This is a genomic window from Tenacibaculum sp. DPLXC6 (genome assembly GCF_056815515.1).
The window spans coordinates 1,572,501-1,597,453 of sequence record NZ_CP141806.1; the positions used below are offsets into that span (position 1 = coordinate 1,572,501).

Annotated in this window: 17 protein-coding genes; 9 read left to right on the plus strand and 8 right to left on the minus strand. The window is 30.9% G+C overall.

Features of this window, described 5'->3' with window-relative positions:
* The first annotated feature begins 941 nt into the window (after positions 1-941).
* The 6 genes from thrS (at position 942) to VCM48_RS07170 (ending at position 6,032) form a co-directional block, all read left to right on the plus strand.
* Complete coding sequence (gene thrS / locus VCM48_RS07145) at positions 942-2,888, plus strand: threonine--tRNA ligase (RefSeq protein ID WP_482272127.1); 1,947 nt, start codon at positions 942-944, stop codon at positions 2,886-2,888.
* A 73-nt stretch (positions 2,889-2,961) separates the two neighbouring features.
* The gene (gene infC, locus VCM48_RS07150; RefSeq protein WP_262706669.1) at positions 2,962-3,480 is read left to right on the plus strand and encodes a translation initiation factor IF-3; all 519 of its coding nucleotides are present in this window, start codon (positions 2,962-2,964) and stop codon (positions 3,478-3,480) included.
* Positions 3,481-3,524: 44 nt separating this feature from the next.
* Positions 3,525-3,722 carry a 50S ribosomal protein L35 gene (gene rpmI / locus VCM48_RS07155; protein WP_274639713.1) on the plus strand — a complete coding sequence of 66 codons (198 nt, stop codon included), beginning with the start codon at positions 3,525-3,527 and terminating at the stop codon, positions 3,720-3,722.
* Positions 3,723-3,815: 93 nt separating this feature from the next.
* Positions 3,816-4,160, plus strand: coding sequence for a 50S ribosomal protein L20 (gene rplT / locus VCM48_RS07160; protein ID WP_028891166.1), 345 nt, complete (start codon positions 3,816-3,818; stop codon positions 4,158-4,160).
* Positions 4,161-4,255: 95 nt separating this feature from the next.
* Positions 4,256-4,840: a tRNA (guanine-N1)-methyltransferase gene (locus tag VCM48_RS07165; RefSeq protein WP_274639712.1), complete on the plus strand. Its 585-nt coding sequence runs from the start codon at positions 4,256-4,258 to the stop codon at positions 4,838-4,840.
* Between the two features lie 151 nt (positions 4,841-4,991).
* The gene (locus VCM48_RS07170) at positions 4,992-6,032 is read left to right on the plus strand and encodes an XAC2610-related protein (protein WP_482272128.1); all 1,041 of its coding nucleotides are present in this window, start codon (positions 4,992-4,994) and stop codon (positions 6,030-6,032) included.
* 144 nt (positions 6,033-6,176) lie between these two features.
* Here the strand turns inward: VCM48_RS07170 and VCM48_RS07175 are convergent, their stop codons facing one another.
* Positions 6,177-7,853, minus strand: coding sequence for a formate--tetrahydrofolate ligase (locus VCM48_RS07175; RefSeq protein ID WP_482272129.1), 1,677 nt, complete (start codon positions 7,851-7,853; stop codon positions 6,177-6,179).
* A gap of 208 nt (positions 7,854-8,061) precedes the next feature.
* On the opposite strand from VCM48_RS07175, the gene secDF reads away from it, so the two are divergent.
* The 3 genes from secDF to obgE all read left to right on the plus strand — a co-directional run bounded on the left by secDF (position 8,062) and on the right by obgE (position 13,305).
* Complete coding sequence (gene secDF, locus VCM48_RS07180) at positions 8,062-11,037, plus strand: protein translocase subunit SecDF (RefSeq protein WP_482272130.1); 2,976 nt, start codon at positions 8,062-8,064, stop codon at positions 11,035-11,037.
* 87 nt (positions 11,038-11,124) lie between these two features.
* Positions 11,125-12,243, plus strand: a complete 1,119-nt coding sequence (locus VCM48_RS07185; protein ID WP_482272131.1) for an adenylate kinase — start codon at positions 11,125-11,127, stop codon at positions 12,241-12,243.
* Between the two features lie 72 nt (positions 12,244-12,315).
* The gene (gene obgE, locus VCM48_RS07190) at positions 12,316-13,305 is read left to right on the plus strand and encodes a GTPase ObgE (protein ID WP_482272132.1); all 990 of its coding nucleotides are present in this window, start codon (positions 12,316-12,318) and stop codon (positions 13,303-13,305) included.
* A gap of 57 nt (positions 13,306-13,362) precedes the next feature.
* Here obgE and VCM48_RS07195 read toward each other — a convergent pair whose 3' ends face one another.
* The 7 genes from VCM48_RS07195 to VCM48_RS07225 all read right to left on the minus strand — a co-directional run bounded on the left by VCM48_RS07195 (position 13,363) and on the right by VCM48_RS07225 (position 24,788).
* A complete protein-coding gene (locus VCM48_RS07195; protein WP_482272133.1) occupies positions 13,363-13,992 on the minus strand; it encodes a M48 family metalloprotease in 630 nt (209 codons plus the stop codon).
* A gap of 69 nt (positions 13,993-14,061) precedes the next feature.
* Positions 14,062-15,072: a hypothetical protein gene (locus VCM48_RS07200; RefSeq protein WP_482272134.1), complete on the minus strand. Its 1,011-nt coding sequence runs from the start codon at positions 15,070-15,072 to the stop codon at positions 14,062-14,064.
* A 78-nt stretch (positions 15,073-15,150) separates the two neighbouring features.
* A complete protein-coding gene (locus VCM48_RS07205) occupies positions 15,151-16,467 on the minus strand; it encodes a RagB/SusD family nutrient uptake outer membrane protein (protein WP_482272135.1) in 1,317 nt (438 codons plus the stop codon).
* An 11-nt stretch (positions 16,468-16,478) separates the two neighbouring features.
* On the minus strand, positions 16,479-19,775 hold the full coding sequence (locus tag VCM48_RS07210; RefSeq protein ID WP_482272136.1) for a SusC/RagA family TonB-linked outer membrane protein: 3,297 nt from the start codon (positions 19,773-19,775) through the stop codon (positions 16,479-16,481).
* Positions 19,776-19,779: 4 nt separating this feature from the next.
* Positions 19,780-22,284 (minus strand): zinc-dependent metalloprotease, encoded by a 2,505-nt coding sequence (locus tag VCM48_RS07215; protein ID WP_482272137.1) that lies wholly within the window; start codon positions 22,282-22,284, stop codon positions 19,780-19,782.
* 114 nt (positions 22,285-22,398) lie between these two features.
* Positions 22,399-24,006, minus strand: a complete 1,608-nt coding sequence (locus VCM48_RS07220; protein WP_482272138.1) for a sensor histidine kinase — start codon at positions 24,004-24,006, stop codon at positions 22,399-22,401.
* Positions 24,007-24,011: 5 nt separating this feature from the next.
* A complete protein-coding gene (locus VCM48_RS07225; protein ID WP_482272139.1) occupies positions 24,012-24,788 on the minus strand; it encodes a LytR/AlgR family response regulator transcription factor in 777 nt (258 codons plus the stop codon).
* Positions 24,789-24,953: the final 165 nt, after the last annotated feature.

Consider the following 24,953-nt stretch of genomic DNA (forward strand, 5'->3'; position numbering starts at 1 on the left):
ATAATCTTTAATATTATAAATGTTAAGTTCCAAAAGAATTTCTAACTTCGTAAAGTTATGGTTATTCTACTCTTTGTTTTACGCTGTCAATTTCAATATTTTCAATGAACTTGGTAGATCTCTAACGATAAGCGTTAACTCATCTTTTCAATCCAACCTTTTGTAGAAATACTAGACTCGAACTAGTGACTTACTGTCTTCCAAAATTTCTGTGATCGTGTCGCTCTGTGAAAGCGGATGCAAAACTACAAACTCTTTTTAATCTGACAAAACTTTTTTTGAAGTTTTTTTTCGTTTGCTTGCTACACTATTTTAATGAACTGTTTCCCTAAAAATCGGACTGCAAAGATACTCACTTTATTTCTTATTAAACAAGAAAAATTTAAACTATTTTTTAACCTTTTCTTTAAATATCTTAAACCCTATTTTAATGAACTCTCGCTAACTTCTTAACTTACCGCTTTTCCGTTTGCGGGTGCAAATATAGATACCTTTTTCCATTCAACAAGTACTTTCTTAACCTTTTTTTGAAACTATTTTTTAATACTTTAAAATCTAATTAGTTACATACAAAAGTTTTTTTCAATACACCCCTCTCATACCTTTGTTTATTATACTTATTACTATTTTGGTACTTCTAATATGGAGAAACTTCCCTTTTTTATACTTCTATATATAATGTAATTGTTCGCGTTAGGGATTGAAGCGGCATCCTTTTACTTAGGCTGCCCTTAGCAGACTAAGCAAAAGATATAGCGGAAAGCCCGACACTTTGTTCTGTTATAGCGCAGCGAAAACAAACAATAAAGTGAAACGCCCTAAAAATTAAACTCTTTCTTGAAATACATTTACTTATGTATTGTAGGAAAAATGCTTTTACAATATCTTTGCATTTCAAAATTTCCACTTGTAAGGAAATTATACAAAACATAATATATATAATGATTAAGATTACACTACCCGACGGGAGCGTCAAAGATTTTGAAATGAACAGCACTCCAATGGATGTTGCTAAAAGTATTAGTGAAGGTTTAGCTAGAAATGTTATTTCTGCAAGTTTCAATGGAACTACTGTTGAAACCTCTACTCCTTTAACCACAGATGGCTCGTTGGTTTTATATACATTTAATGATACTGCGGGTAAAAAAGCTTTTTGGCATTCTTCTGCTCACGTATTAGCACAAGCTATTCAAGATTTTTATCCTAACGCTAAATTAACCATAGGTCCTGCTATTGAAAATGGATTTTATTATGATGTTGATTTTGGTGAGGACACTATTTCTGAGAAAGATTTTGACAAAATAGAGAAGAAGTTTTTGGAACGTGCTCGTGAAAAAGCTGAATTTAAGATGCGCTCTATTTCTAAAGCTGATGCATTAGCTTATTATAAAGCTCAAGACAATCAATATAAGATAGAACTTATTGAAGGCTTAGAGGATGGTGATATCACTTTTTGTGATCATAGTGACTTTACTGATTTATGTCGTGGTGGACATATTCCTAATACTGGGATAATCAAAGCTGTAAAGATTATGAATGTTGCTGGTGCTTATTGGCGTGGTGACGAAAAGAATAATCAGCTTACTCGTGTGTATGGAATCTCTTTTCCTAAACAAAAAGAATTAAAGCAATATTTAGAACTACTTGAAGAAGCTAAAAAGCGTGACCATAGAAAACTTGGTAAAGAATTAGAACTTTTTACTTTTTCTCAAAAAGTAGGTCAAGGTTTACCTTTATGGTTACCTAAAGGTGCTGCTTTGCGTGGTCGTTTAGAAGACTTCTTAAAAGCTGCTCAAAAGAAAGCTGGTTATGAAATGGTAATGACTCCTCATATTGGTCAGAAAGAATTATATGTTACTTCTGGTCACTATGCGAAGTATGGTGAAGATAGTTTTCAGCCGATTACTACTCCGAAAGCTGACGAAGAGTTTTTATTAAAACCTATGAACTGCCCACATCACTGTGAGGTATACAATCATAAACCTTATTCATATAAAGATTTACCTAAGCGTTTTGCTGAATTTGGTACCGTATATAGATATGAACAAAGTGGCGAGTTACATGGTTTAACTCGAGTTCGTGGTTTTACTCAGGATGACGCACACATTTTCTGTACTCCAGAACAATTAGATGAAGAGTTTAAAAATGTAATTGATTTAGTACTATACGTATTTGGGTCTTTAGGTTTTGAAGATTTTACTGCTCAGGTATCCATTAGAGATATGGAGAATCTTGATAAATATATAGGTTCGGTTGAAAATTGGGAAAAAGCAGAACAAGCAATTATCAATGCAGCTAAAGATAAAGGTTTAGATTATGTAGTTGAAGAAGGTGAAGCAGCTTTTTATGGACCTAAGTTAGACTTTATGGTAAAAGATGCTTTAGGTAGAAGTTGGCAATTAGGAACTATTCAAGTAGATTATAACTTACCAGAGCGTTTTGATTTACACTATAAAGGTGCAGACAACCAACTACATCGTCCAGTAATGATTCACCGTGCACCGTTTGGTTCTATGGAGCGTTTCATAGCTGTTCTACTGGAGCATACTGGTGGTAATTTCCCTCTTTGGTTAACTCCTGAGCAAGTTATTGTACTGCCAATCAGCGAGAAATATCAAAAATATACCGAAAAAGTTTTAACTTTGTTAGAAAATTCCGAAATTCGCGCCCTCGTTGATAACCGTAACGAGAAGACAGGAAGAAAGATACGTGATGCCGAAGTTAGCAAAATACCTTTTATGGTTATTGTTGGTGAACAGGAAGAAAAAGATGGTACAGTATCTGTAAGAAAACATGGTGAAGGTGATTTAGGAACATTTACTATAGAAGAGTTCATTTCTCTAATACAGAAAGAAGTTAGTAAAACATTAGTTCCTTTTGGAAGTTAAAAATAAGATAGTAATTTAAAATTTATAAGTCATAGCAATTAGAAGAAAAGGCGGTAGAAGACCCGCGAGAGTAATTAAAGAAGATCAACATAGAATTAATGAAAAAATTAGACATGTTGATGAAGTTCGTCTTGTAGGCGATAACGTGGAAGTTGGTGTATATCCATTAGCTAAAGCTAAAGAGATTGCACGAGAGTTAGAATTAGATTTAGTTGAAATTTCACCTAAAGCTGTTCCTCCTGTTTGTAAAGTTATTGATTACAAAAAGTTCTTATATGAGCAAAAGAAACGTGAAAAGGCTTTAAAAGCTAAAGCTACTAAAGTTACCGTTAAGGAAATTCGTTTTGGACCTCAAACTGACGAACATGATTACGAATTCAAAAAGAAGCATGCAATTAAGTTCTTACAAGATGGGGCTAAATTAAAAGCTTTTGTATTCTTCAAAGGGCGTTCTATTGTATTTAAAGAACAAGGACAAATTTTACTATTAAAATTAGCTCAAGAATTAGAAGAATATGGTAAGGTAGAACAAATGCCAAAACTAGAAGGAAAACGTATGATTATGTTTATTGCTCCCAAAAAGAGTAAATAATACATATAACAATAATATAAGCAAGATAAAACTAAAGAACAAAGATGCCTAAAATTAAAACAAAATCTAGTGCTAAGAAACGTTTCAAGTTAACTGGTACTGGAAAAATCAAAAGAAAGCACGCGTTTAAAAGCCACATTTTAACAAAGAAGTCTAAAAAACGTAAGCTTGCATTAACTCACGCTACATTAGTACATAAATCTGATGAAGCAAGTATTAAGCAACAATTAGTTTTAAAATAATTGTTAGCACAGGGAATTTAATTATTAACCATGGAGTTGGGCTCGTTTAAGAACTTTTAAATAAGTCGCCTACTACAAAAACACATTTGAATTATGCCAAGATCAGTAAATTCAGTAGCTTCAAGAAATAGAAGAAAAAAAATCTTGAAGCAAGCAAAAGGTTACTTTGGACGTCGTAAAAACGTTTACACAGTAGCAAAGAATGCGGTTGAAAAAGGAATGTTATATGCATACCGTGACCGTAAAAACAATAAGAGAAACTTCCGTTCATTATGGATTCAACGTATTAACGCTGGAGCTCGTCAGTTCGGAATGTCTTACTCACAGTTTATGGGTAAAGTAAAAGCTAATAATATCGAGTTAAACCGTAAGGTTTTAGCTGATTTAGCTATGAACAACCCAGAAGCTTTTAAGGCCATTGTAGAAAAAGTAAAATAAGTTTCATAACCTTGCTTATACTAAAAACCCAAACCTTAACGTTTGGGTTTTTTTAAACCATCCACATTCATCAATTGAACTAAAATATCAATCCTATGAAATTTTTTAAAATAGTATTCATCTTTATCTTTACTCAAAGTATTATTGCTCAAGATAGCGCTCCTGACCAACCTAATACAGTTGAAAATCAATTTAAAGAGCTTTATAAAAAATCAAACAACTATCAAATTTACAAGGTTGTAAAAAAGAATGAATATTTAAGACTACAGAATAGTATTTTAGATAGTATAAAAGTTATTAAAACAGATGCTGCTGCAAAACAGGTAAAAATAGATGAGCAGCAAAAAAACATTACTGAGTTACAAACTAAAATAGATACATTGAATAAAGATTTAGCTACTTCTATTGATAAAGAGGATGCTATTGCCTTTATTGGTATTCCTTTAAACAAATCTACCTATAACTCTATAGTCTGGGGAATTATTTTTGTTTTACTTGCTGGATTAGCTTTCTTCATCTACAGGTTTAAAAACAGTAATGTGGTTACAAAAGAAACCAAAAGTTTGCTAACTGATACTGAAGAGGAATTTGAGCAATATAAAAGAAAATCTATTGAAAAAGAGCAAAAACTTCGTAGACAGTTACAAGACGAAATTAATAAACAACGTGGTGTAAATTAACACACCTCGTAGTTTTACATAAAAAAGCAACCCTCATCTGGCTACTTTAGTAACCAAAGGGTTGCTTTTTGTATTTACTTCTTTTATTTTTAGGTATTAATTTACCATTATAAAAAGCTATTTAAAATTATTACACCTAACAAATTAATTAATGAAAAAGAATATAACACTATTATTAATTTTTACTTTTCTACACGCATTTGCCCAATCCAAATATGAGATTAAAGGTTTTTCAGACAGGTACAAAGGCTTGTTGAATATTGATAACGGTTATGAAAATGAAATTTTTAAAAAAGGAAGTATTGCTGTTTTTGAATCTAAAACAAATACAAAAATTATAGAAATCCATTCCGACGAATTAACTTTTGAACTAGATGCTATCGGAGTTGTTAAGACTAATACTTTAGAGCTTCCTTACGGAGAACAAAGTATTTTAATTTATAAAGATTTTAATTTTGATGGCATTAAAGATTTAGCCATCATGGACGGACAATTCAGCTGTTATCATGGACCTTCTTTTAGAATATATCTTGAAATTAACAACAAACTAACATTTAACCCAGAATTTACCCGATTAGCTCAAGAATATTGCGGTATGTTTCAAACAAATGATAAAACAAAAACCATTCACACAATCACAAAAAGTGGTTGCTGTTGGCATCAATATTCAACTTTTAAAATAGTTAACAATATACCAACCCCTACTCTAATTATAGAAGAAAGCGCTGGAAATGCTCCTTTTTATTCAACTACTACAACAGAATGGAACAGAAATAAAAAGAGCAAAAAAACTACTAAAACACTAGATCTAAAATATGATGGTCTTTCTAAAATACTATCATTTAACCTTATTAAAAACCAAAAACAAGTAGTTCTATTTAGCATGAATGGTCTAGTACTTAATTATGCTTTAATTAAACCTAATGGCACTGTAGAGTTTTCATTCCCTGTTGAAATGACGGGAGTAGATTCTAATTTCAAGTTCAATAAAACAAAAAATACACTAACCTTTAAAAACAAAAATGCTACATATCAAATCTATCAAACTAGCAAAGAAGGTAAAGTTAGTAAAATTGGTATACTTGTTACGATAAATGGCAGAAATTACGATTTAAAAGGAATCTTAAACTCTATAGAAGGAAACTTAGAAATTCTAAAAGACTTAAAACTAAACAATCTTATCAGCAAATAAATTTTAGCTTCTAATAGTTTTAACAAAAAATCCCGAGTGATAAGCTCGGGATTTTTTTATTAAAACTGCTGTAATCCATCAGTATAATTCTTTATTTTTTAAACAGGTTTTATTTCCTTATAAGAGTTACTAGCATCCTATTACTTAGGACAATCCTGAAATTACTCCGTTATTGTCAATCGTCATATTTTCAGATGCAGGTGTTGCAGGTAACCCTGGCATACGCATCATTTTTCCTAAAATTGGAATTATAAATTGTGCTCCTGCAGCTATTTCTATTTCTCTAACATTTACTGTAAACTCTTCTGGTCTTCCAATTAACTTATCATTATCTGAAAATGATTTTTGAGTTTTTGCCATACATACAGCAAAGTCATTAAAACCTAAACGATCAATTCTTCGCAAGTTTAACTCAGCTTTTTTATCATAAGTTACAGCATCAGCTCCGTAAATTTCTTTAGCAATTTTTTCTATTTTCTCTTTTACAGGACTTTTCCAGTCATACAAAGGCTTGTATTGTGTAGCTTTATTTTCAACTACATCAACCACAGCTTCGGCTAAATTTTTAGTTCCTTCTCCTCCTTTAGCCCATCCTTCAGAAACGACAGCTTGTACACCTAATTTAGCACAAGCGTCAATTACAAACTTCACTTCTTCTTCTGTATCAGAAATAAAAGAATTGATAGCCACTACTGGTTCAATATTAAACTTTCTAATATTTTCTATATGCTTTTCTAAGTTTTTAAATCCGTTTTGTACACGCTCTAAACTTGGTGTATTGTATTCTTCTTTTGGAGCCCCCCCATGGTGACGTAATGCTCGGATTGTTGCTACTAACACCACGCATTTAGGATTTAACCCTGCATATTGTGATTTTATGTTCAAGAATTTTTCGGCTCCTAAATCAGCTCCAAAACCAGCTTCTGTTACTACGTAATTTGATAACGATAATCCCATTTTAGTTGCAATAATTGTATTGGTACCTTGCGCAATATTTGCAAAAGGTCCACCATGAATAATTGCTGGGTTTTCCTCTAACGTTTGTACCAAGTTTGGTTTTACCGCATCTTTAAGCAAAATAGCCATAGCATCTTGTGCTTTTAAATCACGAGCAAAAACTGGCTTTTTATCAAAAGTAAATCCTATAAAAATATTACCTAAACGTTCTTTTAAATCATCAAAAGAAGTTGCCATACAAAGAATAGCCATTACTTCTGATGCTGGTGTAATATTGAATCCATCTTCACGTGGTATTCCGTTTGCTGTTCCTCCTAAACCAATTGTGATTTGACGTAACGAACGATCGTTCATATCAATTACACGTTTCCATAAAATGGTACGCGGATCGATATTTAAATTATTAGTCCTGCTTTGTAAGTTGTTATCTATTAATGCTGATAATAAATTGTTAGCTTTCTCAATTGCATTAAAGTCTCCTGTGAAATGTAGGTTAATCTCTTCCATAGGAACAACTTGCGAGTATCCACCACCAGCAGCTCCTCCTTTAATTCCAAAAACAGGTCCTAATGATGGTTCTCTCAACACTACTGTAGCCTGCTTCCCTACCTTATTTAACCCTTCAGTTAACCCTATAGAAACAGTGGTTTTCCCTTCTCCTGCAGGTGTTGGAGTTAATGCTGTTACCAACACTAGGTTATTTTGCTTTATTTTTTTTTCATCTATTAAGTTTAAAGGTAATTTAGCTTTATATTTTCCATACATTTCTAAATCATCTTCTTTTACTTGTAACTTACTAGCTATATGTTTAATATGTTGTAATTCTTTTGCTTGAGCAATCTCGATATCGGTTAAATGCGCCATGGCAAATTATTTAATTTTTTAAGTTATTTGTTGTACTAAAAAAGCAGGTAAATATACGTAATATAATCCCTATGAAAACTGACATTTGTTAGCAAATATTCCTTAATTATTATCTAAAGACATAAATATGGTAAAAGAATTGGCTTTTCTTTTAATGAAACGCTATATTTGCACGTTTTTAAAATAAAGTCGATTTAAATTATTTACAATGCAAAACAAAGGATTAATTAAATTATTTGCTATACTTTTTGGTTTAGTAAGTATTTATCAATTATCGTTTACATTCTTTGCCAATAAGGTAGAGGATAGTGCGAAACAGTATGCTAAGGCTAATGTTAGTGACAACAATGGTAGAGCTTTAGCTAGATATGAAAGAAAATACTTAGATAGCGTAGCTAACAAAGAGGTAGTAAACTTAGGATTTGCAAAGTACTCTTACAACGATATTAAGAACAAGGAAATGAACCTTGGTCTTGATTTAAAAGGGGGTATCAATGCAATTTTACAGGTATCGGTAAAAGATATCTTAACCGGATTATCTAACGATTCTCAAAACACAACTTTTAAGCAAGCTTTAGCAAACGCTGATGAAGCTCAAAAGAATAGTCAAGAGAACTACTTAGATTTATTCTACAGCGAGTTCGAAAAATTAAGCAACGGTAGTGTTAAATTAAGCGATCCAAGTATTTTTGGAACTAAAGCTTTACGTGATAAAATAGACTTCAACAAAACAAATGAGCAGGTTAAATCGACTTTACAAGAAGAAATCAACACTTCTATCAACACTGCTTTTGAAGTATTACGTAGCCGTATTGATAAGTTTGGTGTTGTACAACCAAACATTCAACGTATTGGAAACTCTGGTAGAATTCAAGTAGAATTACCAGGGGCTAAAGACATTGATCGTGTTGAGAAATTATTACAGAGTACTGCTGAATTACAGTTCTGGGAAGTTCACACGAATGCAGATGTCCAAAACTTTTTCTTTGCTGCAAATGCAAAGGTTGCTGAAATGTTAAAAGATGATTCAGCTACTGAGCAAGTGAAAGATACTGCTAAGGCAGACAATGATATTGATGATTTATTAGGTGAATCAGCTGATTCAACAAAAGTTGAAACTCAAAAGAATTTATTTTCTTATTTATACCCTAATGTAGCTCAAAGCCAACAACAAATAAGTTCTTTAGTTGCACAAGCTAGAGTTCAAGATACTGCGAAAGTAAATAGCTTCTTACACAACAAGGAGATAAGAGCTTTATTACCTAACAATTTAAAGTACACTAAGTTTTTATGGGACTATAAGTCTCAAGCTGGTGCTGATGGAACTAAGCTTATTGGTTTATATGCTATAAAATCTAACAGAAAAGATCAAGCTCCTATTGAAGGAGATGTGATTGCTGATGCAAAACAAGAATACGACCAAGTTAGTAAGCCAATAGTTTCTATGATGATGAACGCAGTAGGAACCAAGAAATGGTCTAAGCTAACAGGAGAAAACATTGGTAAATTCGTTGCCATTGTGTTAGATGACTATGTTTATACTGCACCAGTTATTAATCAACAATTAGGTAGTAGCTCTTCTATTTCTGGAGGTTCTATGACAGTTAACGAAGCACAAGATATTGCAACCATTTTAAAAGCTGGTAAACTACCTGCTCCTGCTCGTATTATCCAAGCACAGGTTGTTGGTCCATCTTTAGGTAAAGAATCTATTGATGCAAGTATGTGGTCATTCGGATTAGCTATTATCTTAGTATTAGTTTGGATGTTCTTATACTACGGTAGAGCAGGTATTTATGCCAACATCGCTTTAGTTGTTAACATCTTATTCATTTTTGGAATTTTAGCTTCATTCAATTCTGTATTAACCCTACCTGGTATTGCTGGTATTATCTTAACTATAGGTATGTCGGTAGATGCAAACGTGATTATTTTCGAAAGAATCAAAGAAGCATTATATGGAGGGAAAAACTTAGCTGAATCAGTAGATGAAGGATTTAGTATTAAAGGAGCGTTATCTGCAATTATTGATGCTAACATTACTACTTTATTAACTGGTATTATTTTATACACTTTCGGTACAGGACCAATTAAAGGTTTTGCTTTAACTTTAATGATTGGTATTGCTACTTCTTTATTTACAGCAGTATTTATTACTCGTTTATTTATTGACGGTGCTGTTGAAAGAGGAACTAAATTACCTTTCAATACAGGTTTCTCTAAAAACTGGTTTAGAAATATTAGTGTTGAATTCTTACAAAAACGTAAGGTTGCTTATATTATCTCAGGATTCTTTATCGTAGTTGGTTTAGTTTCTATTTTTACTGTAGGTTTAAAACAGGGAGTAGATTTTAAAGGAGGTCGTTCTTATGTAGTACGTTTTGATGAAGCTATGAAAGGAAACGAAGTAGCTGAACAATTAAAAGATGTATTTGGTACAGCTCCAGAAGTAAAAACTTATGGTTCTGATCACCAATTAAAAATTACTACTGCCTTCAAAATTGATGAAGAGGGTACTGATGTTGATGAAACTGTACAAAATGCACTATACAATGGTTTAAAACCATATTTAGGTGATACTTCATATGAAAACTTTAAACCTGGTTTTGAAAAAGCAGGAAATGGAATTATGAGCTATATGAAAGTAGAACCAACTATTGCAGATGATATTAAGCAATCAGCTTTATGGGCAGTTTTAGGTTCATTAATTGTAGTTTTCTTATACATCTTATTACGTTTTAGAAAAATGGCATACTCTATCGGTGCGGTAGTAGCTGTTTTCCATGATGTATTAGTTGTATTGGGTGTATTCTCTTTACTATACAAGTTCATGCCATTTGATATGGAAATTGGCCAATCATTTATCGCTGCAATATTAACAGTAGTAGGATATTCATTAAACGATACCGTGGTAATTTTTGATAGAATTAGAGAGTTTACAGAAGGTAAAAACTCAGTTACTGCTAGCTTAGTAAACAAAGCATTAAACAGTACATTAGGAAGAACTATCAACACATCTTTAACTACATTATTAGTAATGTTAGCTATCTTCTTCTTTGGAGGAGACAGTATTAAAGGATTTATGTTCGCATTAATCGTAGGTGTGGTAGTAGGTACTTACTCTTCTCTATTTGTTGCAACGCCAATTATGTTTGACGTTTCTAAAAAAGAAGAAAACAAGTAACTCATATAAAAACATACATAAAACCGTTTTGAAGTTTATTCAAAACGGTTTTTTCATTTAATATCAAGCAACTATCTTTGCAGTCTGATGAAAATTACAAAACTCCACGATTTATACTTTAAAGAATTTATTTCAGCTGATGAAATTTCTAAAATTGTTAACTCATTAGCTGAGCAAGTAAGAAAAGATTTACCTTCTGATGAAGTTCCTATTTTTATAGGGATTTTAAACGGATGCTTTGTTTTTACTGCCGATTTTTTACGTGAATATAAAGGAAACTGTGAAATTAGTTTTGTTAAATTGTCTTCCTACCAAGGCACTTCCTCAACAGAAAATGTAAAGAATTTAATTGGTCTTAATGAAGATTTAACTGGTCGTACCGTTATTATTTTAGAAGATATTATTGATACAGGTACAACACTTCAAGAGATTTATGAAATCTTTAAAACAAAAAATTTAAAAGAACTAAAAATAGTAACGCTTTTTTACAAACCTGATGTTTACCGTAAAGAACTACATATAGATTATATCGGAAAAGGTATTGAAGATAAGTTTATTGTAGGCTACGGATTAGATTACAAAGGGTATGGTAGAAACTTGCCTGCTATTTATCAATTAACAACACAACCCAAAATGAAAAACGTCGTATTATTCGGCCCTCCTGGAGCAGGGAAAGGTACTCAAGCACAAGTTTTAAAAGAAAAATATAATTTAGTACACATTTCAACAGGAGATGTATTTCGATTTAATATTAAAAATGAAACTGAATTAGGTGTATTAGCAAAAAAATATATTGATGCTGGTGATTTAGTTCCTGATGAAGTTACCATTAATATGTTAAAAGAAGAGGTTAACAAAAATGCTGATTCAGCAGGATTCATTTTTGATGGTTTTCCTCGTACAGAATCGCAAGCAGAAGCTTTAGATGCTTTTTTAGCTGAAAAAGGTGAACGTATTAACGGTATGGTTGCTTTAGAAGTTCCTGAAGACTTATTAGTTGAACGTATCTTAGAAAGAGGAAAAACTAGTGGTCGTTCTGACGATATGGATGAAAGTAAAATCCGTAATCGTTTTAATGAATACAACACTAAAACTGCTGTTTTAAAAGACTATTATCAATCGCAAAACAACTATTACGGAGTAAACGGAGTTGGTTCTATTGAAGAAATTACACAACGTTTATCAGACGTATTTGATACACTATAACAAACGATTGTTTAATCGTTAAAACAATAACAATTATCATTTTTTAACGATTCTACAAATAAACAACAAACAATGACTGAAGGAAATTTTGTCGACTATATTAAAATCTACGCATCATCTGGTAAAGGTGGTCGTGGATCTGCACACTTACATCGCGAAAAATATATTGCGAAAGGTGGACCTGATGGTGGTGACGGAGGTCGAGGTGGTCACATAATATTACGTGGCGATAAAAATATGTGGACACTTTTCCATTTAAAATTTAAACGTCATTTTAGAGCTGAACACGGTGGCGATGGAAGTAGCAGTAGAAGTACTGGGCATGATGGTGCAGATGTTATAATCCCTGTTCCATTAGGAACGATTATCCGTGATGCCGATACTGACGAAATTTTATATGAAGTTATTGAAGACGAACAAGAAATCATCCTTCTAGAAGGTGGTAAAGGTGGGCGTGGTAACTGGCATTTTAAATCTCCTACCAATCAAACTCCTCGTTATGCTCAACCTGGTATTGACGGACAAGAAGGTTGGTATCGTATTGAGTTAAAAATTTTAGCCGATGTTGGTTTAGTTGGTTTCCCAAATGCAGGAAAGTCTACTTTATTATCAGTAATTACAGCTGCTAAGCCTAAAATTGCTGATTATGCTTTTACAACTTTAAAACCTAACTTAGGTATTGTAGAGTATCGTAATCATCAAAGTTTTGTAATGGCTGATATTCCTGGAATTATTGAAGGGGCTGCTGAAGGAAAAGGTTTAGGACACCACTTTTTACGTCATATTGAACGTAACTCTACCCTACTCTTTTTAATTCCTGCAGATAGCGAGGATATAAAAAAGGAATATGAAATCTTGTTAAATGAACTTCGTAAACACAATCCTGAATTATTAGATAAAGATCGTTTGTTAGCTATCTCAAAATCGGATATGTTAGATGATGAATTAAAAGAAGAAATCAAACAAGATTTACCAGAAGGTATTGAAGCGTTATTTATTTCTTCTGTAACTCAACAGGGCTTGATGGAGTTGAAAGACAAACTGTGGCAAATGTTGAATTAATTATTCAGCTTAAATAATATTGGAAAAAGCAATCTCATTTGAGGTTGCTTTTTTATTTTAATTCATGTTCCAAACTTTTTCAAAAATTTCTTTAAAAACTATGCTAGAATTTTTTTTAGAACTTTTTTGAATATACAAGTTCATTAGTGCTACTCTATCTACAGCACTTGGATGTGTAAATATTTCTGGACCTAATAAAGATTGAACTACTTCTAAATTCTGTTTTAATTCTTCTCCTAAAGCTTTCTCTTTAGTTAGCATTAAATGTATAGCAATTAAATCTGCTAAATACTCTGCTTTTTTATAAGCGTTTGTATGAGTTCCAGAGTGTATCTCTGCGCCTAAATTAAACTGTTCTGCCTGTTTTAATGTTACAAGGTGACCTAGCTCATGGGCTAATACAAAAACTTTTATATAATCTTTATCGTAATCTATTAAACCTTGACTTACCTCAACATAATTCATTGCTGCTCCTGCATTCACAGAAGTATCGTGTTTATCTATTCTAAACTTATCTGGAATATCAACATCTGCAAACTCTTTAAACAGCGGTTTTACTGTTTTTAAATATAGTTCCTTTAATTTTTCTTCTTTTGTTAAGTTTTCTACTACCTCTTCTTTTTTAGTTTCACTTGTCTTACAGCTTACTACTAAAAAAGCTGTGATAAGTATTATTATTTTTTTCATAAATTTTAGAATAAAAAAACACCCTCAGAAATAAATTCTAAGAGTGCTTTACTGGGGAATAAACATTAATTAATAATATGTATATGTAATACTAGTATTAATAAAACCGAATACAACATACGAAGCTGTTACAGGGTATCCATCTGTATTATATACATAGGTTACTGGAGTATCGCTTGAAAAACTTCCTTGTGCTGGGTTATTAATATTTACTCCATCTAACCCTGTTCCTACATTAATTTTAGCAAAAGCTGAAGGATATACTCCTTTAAAAGGATTGCTTTTATCATCATAAGTATTCTCTAATGCTTCGGTACCTACTGTTTCTGTTTTAACATTTCCTTCTTCATTATATACATAACTTGTATTGGTTACTTTATCATTCTCTTTATTCACTCTCTCTTTTTTTTCTAATTTATTTTCAGCATCATACGTATATGTATAAGTGTAAGATTCTATACCGTCTTCCTTCTCTATTGCACTTACAATTAAACCTTCTTCATTATACGTGTATACAGTACTTTTTGTATCTGACTTTACTTCTATTACTTGGTTTTTATCATTAAATACAAATGTATACGTTGTAGTAGCTCCTCCTTCTTCTATAGTATATGAACTTATAAAATTAGAGTTGTCATCATACGTATATGTAGTAATACTCTCACTATAATCATCTTTAAAATGATATGTTTTTATTTGAGAACCACTACCTATTTCACCACGAATGTTAATAGTAACATTGTATATTTTTTCATCACCATTTTCTGCAGTAACAGTAAAAGGCATTGCTTCACCGTCAACAAAATTTACCGCTTCTCCTGAGGCTGGTGAAATGGTAGCTTTATCTGATATGGTAATATTAGGAACTAAACCTATAATATCTGTTTTAAAAGGAACACTTATTGTAATGTTATTTCCTAAATCATATATAACATCCTCTTCGCTTAAGCCTTCAAAATTTATTTTGAAACTTGTAATACTGTTTAAAGATGATTGTACTACTTTATCGCTATCATCACTAGAGCAGCTTACTATTACAAGTGCAATAATTAAAGACAAAAAAGGGAAAACTTTTTTCATAATGTAAATATTTAAATAATTAGTAATTAAGTATCAATTTTATTTTTATCCGTTTGATACTTACCGGATATATTTATCTTAAAAATTTGGGTTATTTATCTTAGCATCGTTTGGAAATTGTACTACATACCTACTATCATTTTTATTCAAGGTATAATTTTTTCCTTCATACCACTTTATTATTTCAGGTTGTGTAGTTCTTTTTAAATCGTTCCAACGTTGACCTTCAATGGCAAATTCGCGTGCGCGCTCGTCTAATATTTCTTCATATAACTGTTGTTTTGTTAATGGATTAATATAGGTGTTATAAGTTGTAACTTTAACTGGTGTATATCTGTTCTTTACAAATACTAACAATTGGTCTTTTGCTAATGTTAATTCGTTTAATTGTGTATATGCTTCTGCTAAAATTAAGTACAATTCTGCTACTCTAAAGGTTGATTTGTATTTGATATCAGCTGTTTTAGCTGCCCTGTATACCGTTCCATCTTTCTTAAAATATAAGTTAAACCTTAAGTCATTTGTTCGATCATATTTATTTAAAAATTGATCAGAAACCGCAGCATTACTTGTTATATCAAAAGACGACACTTGATCTAATGCTAAAATAGATTCTACAGAACTAAATTCTGAAGTCATTATTGAGCTATCTGAATTTAAGTCTTGTATTGTATTTTTTATAGCTAAAGCTTCTTTACTTGCGTCAATAGCTTTTTGCCACTCTTTTTTATACAAATACACTCTAGCTTTTAAACTTTTTAAGGCAATTTTTGAAAATCTATAGTTAAAACCAGAAGCTTGCTGTTCTATATTTAAACGTACTTCGGCATTAGAAAGATCACTTAATATTTGTGTATATACTTCTTCTACTGATTGAATGTCATACTTTTGGTCTAAGTTATATTCAGTAACTATAGGGACTCCATTATCATTACTTGCTGTTGTTGTATCATATGCCTTTGCATACAAATTAATTAACTGAAAATATTGTAGTGCTCTTAAAGCGTAAGCTTCTCCTACTAATTGGGTAATTGCTGTTGCGTCTCCAGTAATTTCAGTTTCTTTTTCTATAACATGGTTTGTATGAAAAATTATTTTATAGAAACTAGCATACGAAAAAGGCGTTGTTAGTGGTGACGCACTAGCATCATTCCATAAATAAATATCTTCATACTGCTCTGAACCTACAGAGCTTTTGCTTAACTGTAGCTCATCTGCTCTATAAGTAGTTAATATGTGGTTATTTTTTTCTGTTGCATAAGCTGTTGTTAAAAAGCTTCGGTAATCTTCAACCGATTTTGGTATTACTTGTCCTACCGGTTCTATATCTAAGTAATCATCACAAGAAACAATGCTTACTATGCTAATTAATAATATGTATATATGTTTTTTCATTTCTATATTTTTTAAAAAGAAAGATTAAATCCGAAAGAAATAATTTTTGGTATTGGTTGTGAATACGGGCTACCAAAGGTTTCAGGATCAAAATATCCGTCATAATCTGTTCCGAAAACAAATAAATTTCTTCCTTCTAGGTTAAAGCTTAACCTTGAAACATTCATACTTTCTAGATATTTGCTTGGTACATTATACCCAAACTTTATGCTATTAACTCTTATGTATGAAATTTTATCTACCCAAATATCTAAATCTCTGAACGTATTACCAGTATCGTAAGTGTGATACCAATTGTATACTAAATCTGTTTCAAAACCAGGTGTTGTACTTCCTATAAAAGCTGGATAATGTCCTGTACCTGCCTTTAAAACTTCTTTATTATAGTTATATGTTGGGCTTATTTGAGTTGGATGATATGAAGGTGTTCGTTTTATAGTTTGGTTTATGTTGAAATTAGTTGCAATACTTAAACTAAAATCTTTATACTGAAATTTATTTATAAAACCTCCGCTAAACTCTGGATCTCCGTTACCTACATAAGTATATAGATTTCTATGCTCTTCTTCTGTTAACTGACTTCCATCAACCCCTTCTGATAAATTATAAAAATCTACCGCTGTTACTTTTTTCCCATCTTTCCAAAAAAGAGGTAAACCATTACTATCTAAACCTGCTGTTTTTATTGCAAAAACTGCGTTAACTCCATATCCTAATAAAGAAGGTTTTAATTCATTATCTCTAATTTGAATCTTTTCTACTTTATTTTTATTGTGTGATATGTTAAAGCTAGTTGTCCATGTAAAATCATCTTTTACAATATTTCTCGTATTTATAGCTAATTCAATACCTTTATTACTTAATGTTGCCCAGTTAGTATTAATAAAATTAAAACCAGATTCTAGTGGTATTGCTTGTAAGCCAATTAAATCTGAGCTTTTACGGTAATAATAATCCGCTGATACGTATAATCTGTTATTGAATAAACCTAAGTCGAACCCTACATTTAATGAAATTGTTTTTTCCCAACGTAAATCTTTGTTCGGAGCAGATATTACATTAATTCCTTGTTCTGAATTTCCTGGTAAAATAATTTCATCTTTATAATTTCCTACTACAAAAGGGGATGTTGATTTATCTATGTTTCCTTGTACACCATATGAACCTCTTATTTTAAACTCATTAATAGCATCTACATCAAAAAAGCTTTCTCTCACTACATTCCAAGAACCTGCAACTGACCATAAAGGTAAATATCTAAACTCTGGATTTACTCCAAATAAGTTTGAGCCATCATATCGTAAGCTTCCAAAGATTGTATATTTTCTATCGTAAGTATACGAAGCTGTTCCGAAGAAAGATGCATATGCATTTTCGTTAATTGTTTTTTTGTAAGGATTAAACAATTCATTTCCTAAAGCTCTTTCATCTGTTATTGGTATGGTTCTTAAAGTATTGCTATTAAAACCAAATCCTTTTGTATGAATTTCTGTACGCTTGTCTTCTCTAAACTCAGTACCTAACATCACATCAAGTTCATGAATATTATTAATAGAAGTGTTGTAATTTAAAGTTGTTTTCCAATTGTATTGAAAAGCATCACTATTCCAGTTTTGATTTATACCTCCTTCTGGCATAAAAAAAGCATCATTCCCATCTTCATCTTGATATCTAGACCCAAATCTATATTTCCTAGTATAGTAACTATTTTTATCTCCAAATTTTTCAGTTTGATCAAAATCGAACTGCATACCTAATTGAGTGTATAATTTTAAAGTATTATCAAACTCATATGTAAGATCAATTATTGGTTTAATAGAATACGATGTAAGTTTTTGATTTGTGTTCTGTCTTTCTTCTAATGGGTTATAGCTTAAGTTTAATTCTGATCTTTCAATTAAATCCGGATCATAATTATAACTTCCATCTGCATTATATGGCGTGAAATATGGATTTACTCTTCTTGAATAATTAGCTGGGTTAGTGTAAGCATCTGCACCTGTAATGTAAGAGTTACTTTTGTTTCTACTAGCAAAAACCGATACTCCAATATTTAATTTATCGTTTAGATCATAGTCATTTTTAAAAGTAAGATTATACCTGTTTAAACCTGTTCCTTTTGTAGTTCCTTCTTCATCAAAATACCCTAAAGAGAAGTAATACCTTGATTTTTCACTTCCGCCAGAAAGTGTTAATCCGTATTGTTGATTTATTGCTGCTTGGTATAACTCATTACCCCAATTAGCATTTTGATTTCTTAAATTATTGATTGCGTTTTGTGCTAATGGATTTATACTTGAAAAACCATTGTTTTGAAAGTTATCATATTCTCCATAAGCTTGTAAAATACGAGATACTCCTCCTCTTTCGTTTTGGTAGGTTAAATCTGACCTACTAGCTAAACCTAATTCAAAATCTACTTTCTCTGAAGCATTCATTAAATTTAACTTATCAAAATCTGGTCGTAAAGTTAAGAAAGTACTTGCATTAAAGTTAACTCTCATTGTTCCTTCTTTACCTTTTTTAGTCGTAATTACAATTACTCCATTAGCAGCTCTTGCTCCATAAATAGAAGTTGCTGAAGCATCTTTTAATACCGTAATTTCTTCAATATCTTCTGGATTAATTCCTGCAATAGGAAAAGATTTTAAATTATCAATATTATCTTTATCTCTAAAGTCTTTTGGAATATCGTTTCCTTGTAAAGGAATTCCATCTAGAACCCATAAAGGATCTGAAGAACCATTTAAAGTTGAAGTACCTCTAATTTGAATTTTTGCTGGCGCTCCTGGTGCTCCACTAGTTGGTTGAACAAGTACTCCTGAAATTTCACCTGAAAGCATTTGATCTATATTAGCAGTTCCTGCTCGTTTAACATCATCTGTTTTTATTTTGGCAAACGACGATGTAATTTTTCTCTTTTCTATTTTTTGATATCCCATAACAATAACTTCTCCTAAAAGCTCTTCTTTCTCTTTTAGGGTTATAATCATGTTAGTACTTCTATTTTCTACGTTTACCTTTTCTGTTTCAAAGCCTATATATGAGATTATAATATATTTTGTTTCCGCTGGTGCTTTGAATGAAAAATTTCCATCAAAATCAGTAGTTGTACCAATCATAGAAGCTTGTATGATACCATCAATATTGGTTTTATTTCCAATCATTTTTGTTGAAGCATAAATACTAACTCCTGGCAAGGTTTCGTTTCTGGCTTCATCGATAACTGTTCCACTTATTGTCTTTGTATTCTGCGCAAAAACTGAAAATGGTATAAGAAGCAGTAGGTAAATTATTTTTTTATTCATCATCTTAATTATTCAAATTATACTCTATTCTAGCTATTAAATCATTGTAGTGATTTTGAGTAGCCTTATCCCCTTTCTTTCTTTTCTTTTTCAATAATTTTAAGATTCTTTCTAATTCTGCTCTTTTATTTGAACCAGCATCTGATACTCTAGGTATGTAAGTAAAATGTACATTTTTAAACCCCTTCTGTTGGCTTGTTAATGTTGTTTGTTTTGTTTTCTTTAATAATATGTTTCTATCTACAGTTAATACGTCTACATAGTTTTTTTGAGTCATACGATCAAACATGTCTAAAACTTTATTATTAATTGTTTTCTTAAAAACTGCTTTAAAAAGTTCATCGAATAAGTACTCTTCTGTAAAAGCTTTTTTATCATCAGACATTAACACTTTGTTTTCTGTAATTCGCATTAATCTATCTGTCTCAACAAGACGGAAAATCATGTTTGTCTGATAGGCTCGATGCATAGAGACCGGAGAGTAAAACCGTTCTCCATCTGGTGCATCTCTTACAGGATATACTTTATGAATTAAATCAGGAGTAAACAGCCATTTTTGTGGTAAAATTGCTTTACTTATTATATACTCTAATGATTTTTTTTGAACTTCTACAGGGACTGGTACAAAGGTATTTTTATTATCACCGTAAATAGTATTGTTAATATAAATCCCTCCAATATTTGCCATAACATGATTATTGTATAGCACCCATTGATCTATAACTGCTTTATATAACTTAGACGCTCTATAATAATCTTTCCCTTCCTCTTTTGTCCATCTTAAAATGTTTGGTACAATTCTTTGTAAATTTTTCAGCCCGTACTCACTTGCTTTTACAGCATCATTACCTAAATCTTCACTTTGAGACCTTGGGTCTATAACTTTTCTTTGCTGTGGACCATAAAAAAATAATGGATCATTTTCATGTTTTCTTATCCACTGGTTTAAAATTGGTAACTCTTCATGAGGTGTTTTCCCATCTAACCAACGGTACCCCCAGTTAATAGCATACTTATCGTAAACTCCTATTTTCGGGCTAACTTCTGTTACTTTATCTCCAGGTTGTGCAACGTAATTGTATCGTGCATAATCCATTATAGATGGCGCCGTTCCCCCCATTTTTTCAGTAAAACTGGCTGATCTCAACGAATCTACCGGATAACTAAATGATGCTCCCATATTATGCTTTAACCCAAAGGTATGACCTACTTCATGAGAGGATACAAACCTAATAGATTCTCCCATAATTTCATCTGAAAAAACATTAGCTCTTGCTTCAGGGTTTATAGGTCCTGTTTGAACACGAATCCATTGATGTAAACCTTTCATTAAATTATGCCACCAAATGATATCTGACTCTAAAATTTCTCCACTTCTAGGATCTACTATTGAAGGTCCCATAGCGTTCTGTCTTTCTGAAGCCACGTAGGTAATTACCGAATAACGAACATCATCAATATCAAAATTTTCATCTTCTTTGTTAACTTGTTTTACAACTACTGCTTTTTTAAACCCTGCTTGTTCAAAAGCTTTATTCCAATCATAAACTCCATTTTCAATATATGGTATCCATCTTTTTGGTGTTGCAGGGTCTATATAATACACTATTTGTTTTTTGGGAATTACTAATTCACCTTTTTTATATCTTTCGATATCTTCTTTTTTGGGTTCAAGCCTCCAACGTGTAATTAATTCTCTATGTTCTACTTCATGCTGACTATCAGAATAATAATCCATTGGCTTACTAAAGTACCCTATTCTTTTATCTCCAAAACGAGGCTTCATTATATTAGTTGGTAACAAAACGATATTAGTCGTAACTCCAATAGATAAAGGTAGTGCTGCACTTTTCCCTTCAGATACAGAAGTTGTTAAAAGAGATTTTACTACTATGTTTTTAGAAAAAGTTTTTACTTTCTCAACCTTAGATAATTTTGTTTTAATACTACCACCTAAACCAATATTTGACAATAAATCATTAAAACTTTTATCTTTTCCATTAAAAACTCTGTTTACTTTGATTAATGCTGATGTTTTCTTTTCATTTTCTGACTCAATTTTAAACTCCTCTATAATAGATTCCCCAAAATTATCATGTACCGAAAGTGTAATTGCATTATTTTTTGGCGAAGTTACTCTTGGGTTAATTGTTTTTACCCAAACCTTATTTAATACTGTGTCTTTATAAAATCTAATTAATTTAGTTTCATAAGCCATCCCTTTATTTAGTCCGTGTCCGTTTAGTGCATAAGGAACTTGAGAAACTTTATTGACAATTAAAAAGTCTTTTGAGAATAATGAATCTGGTATTTCAAAATAGATATCTTCTTTTAATCTATAAATATTAAACAATCCCTCTTTTTTACTTCCTTCTTTTTTTAATTTGGAATAAGATACACCACCACTATCTTTTATAGAATCTTTCTTTTCTTCTTTTTTTTGTGCAAAAACAGAAGTCGTAAAAATTACAAAAAGTAAACTAAGCGTTTTTAAATTAACATACTTCATTTGAGAATAACCCTTCTTAAATTATTTTGATTAACAAGAAACCAAATGTAGAACTGAAGATGCGTTTTAAAAATTAAATAAGAGTGAAGTAGTTTTTTTAAGGAGTGAATTTTATTATTTTGATAATAAAGGAAGATAACATTTAAATTCACCTTCAATTATTTCTGCCTTAAATGAATTTACACTATAAAATTCATAAAAATTATTCAAATAATTCAAACCCACACTATAGCTTGCTTCTTTTTCACCTTTTCTTGGATTATAATTGTTACTAACTACAATTACACCCTTTTCAATTAAAATTTTAACGAAAAGGGGAGTCTTTTTTGTTATTTCATTATGCTTAATAGCATTTTCCACTAATGTTTCTAATGCTAAAAAAGGAATCTTCTTCAACAGTGCTTTATCTTCACTATTATCTATAATACTTAAGTTTATACTATTATTAAATCTGATTTTTTGCAAAAAGAAATATTGTTCTAAAAAGTATAATTCTTCTTTAACAGTAGCAAAATTAGCTTCTCTGTCTTTTAATAAGTATCTATAAACTTCAGAAAGCTTTAGAACAAACTGTTGAGACATTGTTTTATCTAACCCTATTAAAACATGTAAAGAATTTAATGTGTTGAATAAAAAATGAGGGTTTAACTTTTTTCGTAACTGACTTAACTGTAATCGTGCGTTTTTTTGTTGATATTGTTCATTACTTATAGCTAATCGTTTTCTTTCTTGCTCATACTGAAGTGTTTTTAAGTGCTGACTTCTTAATTGACTTCGGGAAAAAGTCAATATTAACATAAAGGTTAATAATGCCAATAAACTCATCCAAAGTAAATACTGCTTTATATTATTTACTGACTCTTTAATAAAAATATTTAAAGGAAAGCTTGTTATTAAAATTAATTCAGAATTACCCACCTGTATAACATCATAATAGCGCATCACCTCCAATTTCAAATATTCAGAAATTGCAGCTACTTTAACTTGTTTTTTATTTTTGTAATCTTCCCGTTCAAAGTTTTTCATAACCTGATTCAACGAGACTTTATCAAAAAAAGAAGTCTCACGCTTTCCTATATACCCTATTTCAGGATGTAGCATACAAACACCTTCATTATTCGTTAAAGTAACATACCCTCCTTTTCCACTATATTTTTGTGAAAAATAATTCCAGTATTTTAACAAGTTAATATCATAACCAAAAACAACAAAAGCGCCATCTTGCAATTGATATTTGATAATCTTTCGGTAATATGTTTTACCTCCTAAATTTAAAACTGTATCAAAAACTTGATTTTTATCTTCAAGAGATTTTATTTTTTCTAATACATTTTTACTAACATTGATGCTACCAAAAAAGTAAGAATCTAAGACCTCTTTATCCTCCAAAAAATAAACAAAGCTTACATCTATGTTTTCTTCAGAAAAAGCTAATTCACTATTAAAAAGCAATCTATTTTTAAGCTCACTTTTATCTAAGTCTCCACTACTCTCAATAATTCTCTGAGTGTCAATAATAAAATTATTAAATTCATTAAAGTCAAATTGTAAAATACTTTCCTTTTCCTTTGCATACTGCTTTATAACAACCTCCATCAAACCTTCTGCTTCTAAAGTTATTTTATTAGTTATTAATCTATACCCAATAAAAAACAGTACTATTAATGATACACTTACTAAAAGGTAATATTGGTGCTTTCTTTTTTTTAACGGAAACTTCATGAAATTTAATTATCCAGCCATTTTTTAAACTCTTTAATTCTTTGAGCACTCACTAAAAGCATCTCTTCTATATTTAAATTTGGTTGTAATTCTATTTTTACACGATTATTGCTATATTTTGATATGTTATTAATCGCTGAATGTTGAATAATGTATTTTCTATTAATTTTAAAAAAGTATTTTTCAGATAACTCTTCTTCTAAACTAGAAATTGTCCCGTCATAAAGATAACTTTCATTATCAAAAGTAAATAGGAATAAATATTTTCCTTGCGCCATAAAATAAGCTACATCTTCTCTTTTTATAGAAATAGATAAGCTTCCTTTTGACACTAAAAAACGTTCTTTTTCTTTTTGATGCTGTATTCTACTATTCATTTGTAACAGTAATTGTTCTAACTTATTGGTATATCCTTTATTTTCATGAAGGTTTATGTATTTTTCTATAGCTTTATTAAGTAACTCTTCACTATAGGGCTTTAATAAATAATCTATTGCAAAAAACTGAAAAGACTTAATTGCATACTCATCAAAAGCTGTTGTAAAAACAATAGGAATTGAAGTTTTCAAACTCTCAAAAATTTCGAAACTATAACCATCGCCAAGGTGAATATCACTTAAAATTAAGTCACAAGTGTTTTTTTGAAGCCATAGAATTGAATCTTCAACACTTTCCAACCGCTTTTTTACAGAAATTGGATATGGACTTTTAAGTAATAAATTCTCTAGAGAAGATGCCGCTAAATCTTCATCTTCTATAATAACTACATCCAATGTCTTCATTTCTAAATTAAGTTTTAAGAGGTATGCTCAAAAGTATTAAATTATTTTCATCTTTAATTAAAAGTTATATTTATGCTAACTTATAAACAGTTACTTTTTAGCTGAAAGACAAATAACACCCAATAAAGAAATCCACTTTAGTGTTAATTATAGAAGTTAAAACTT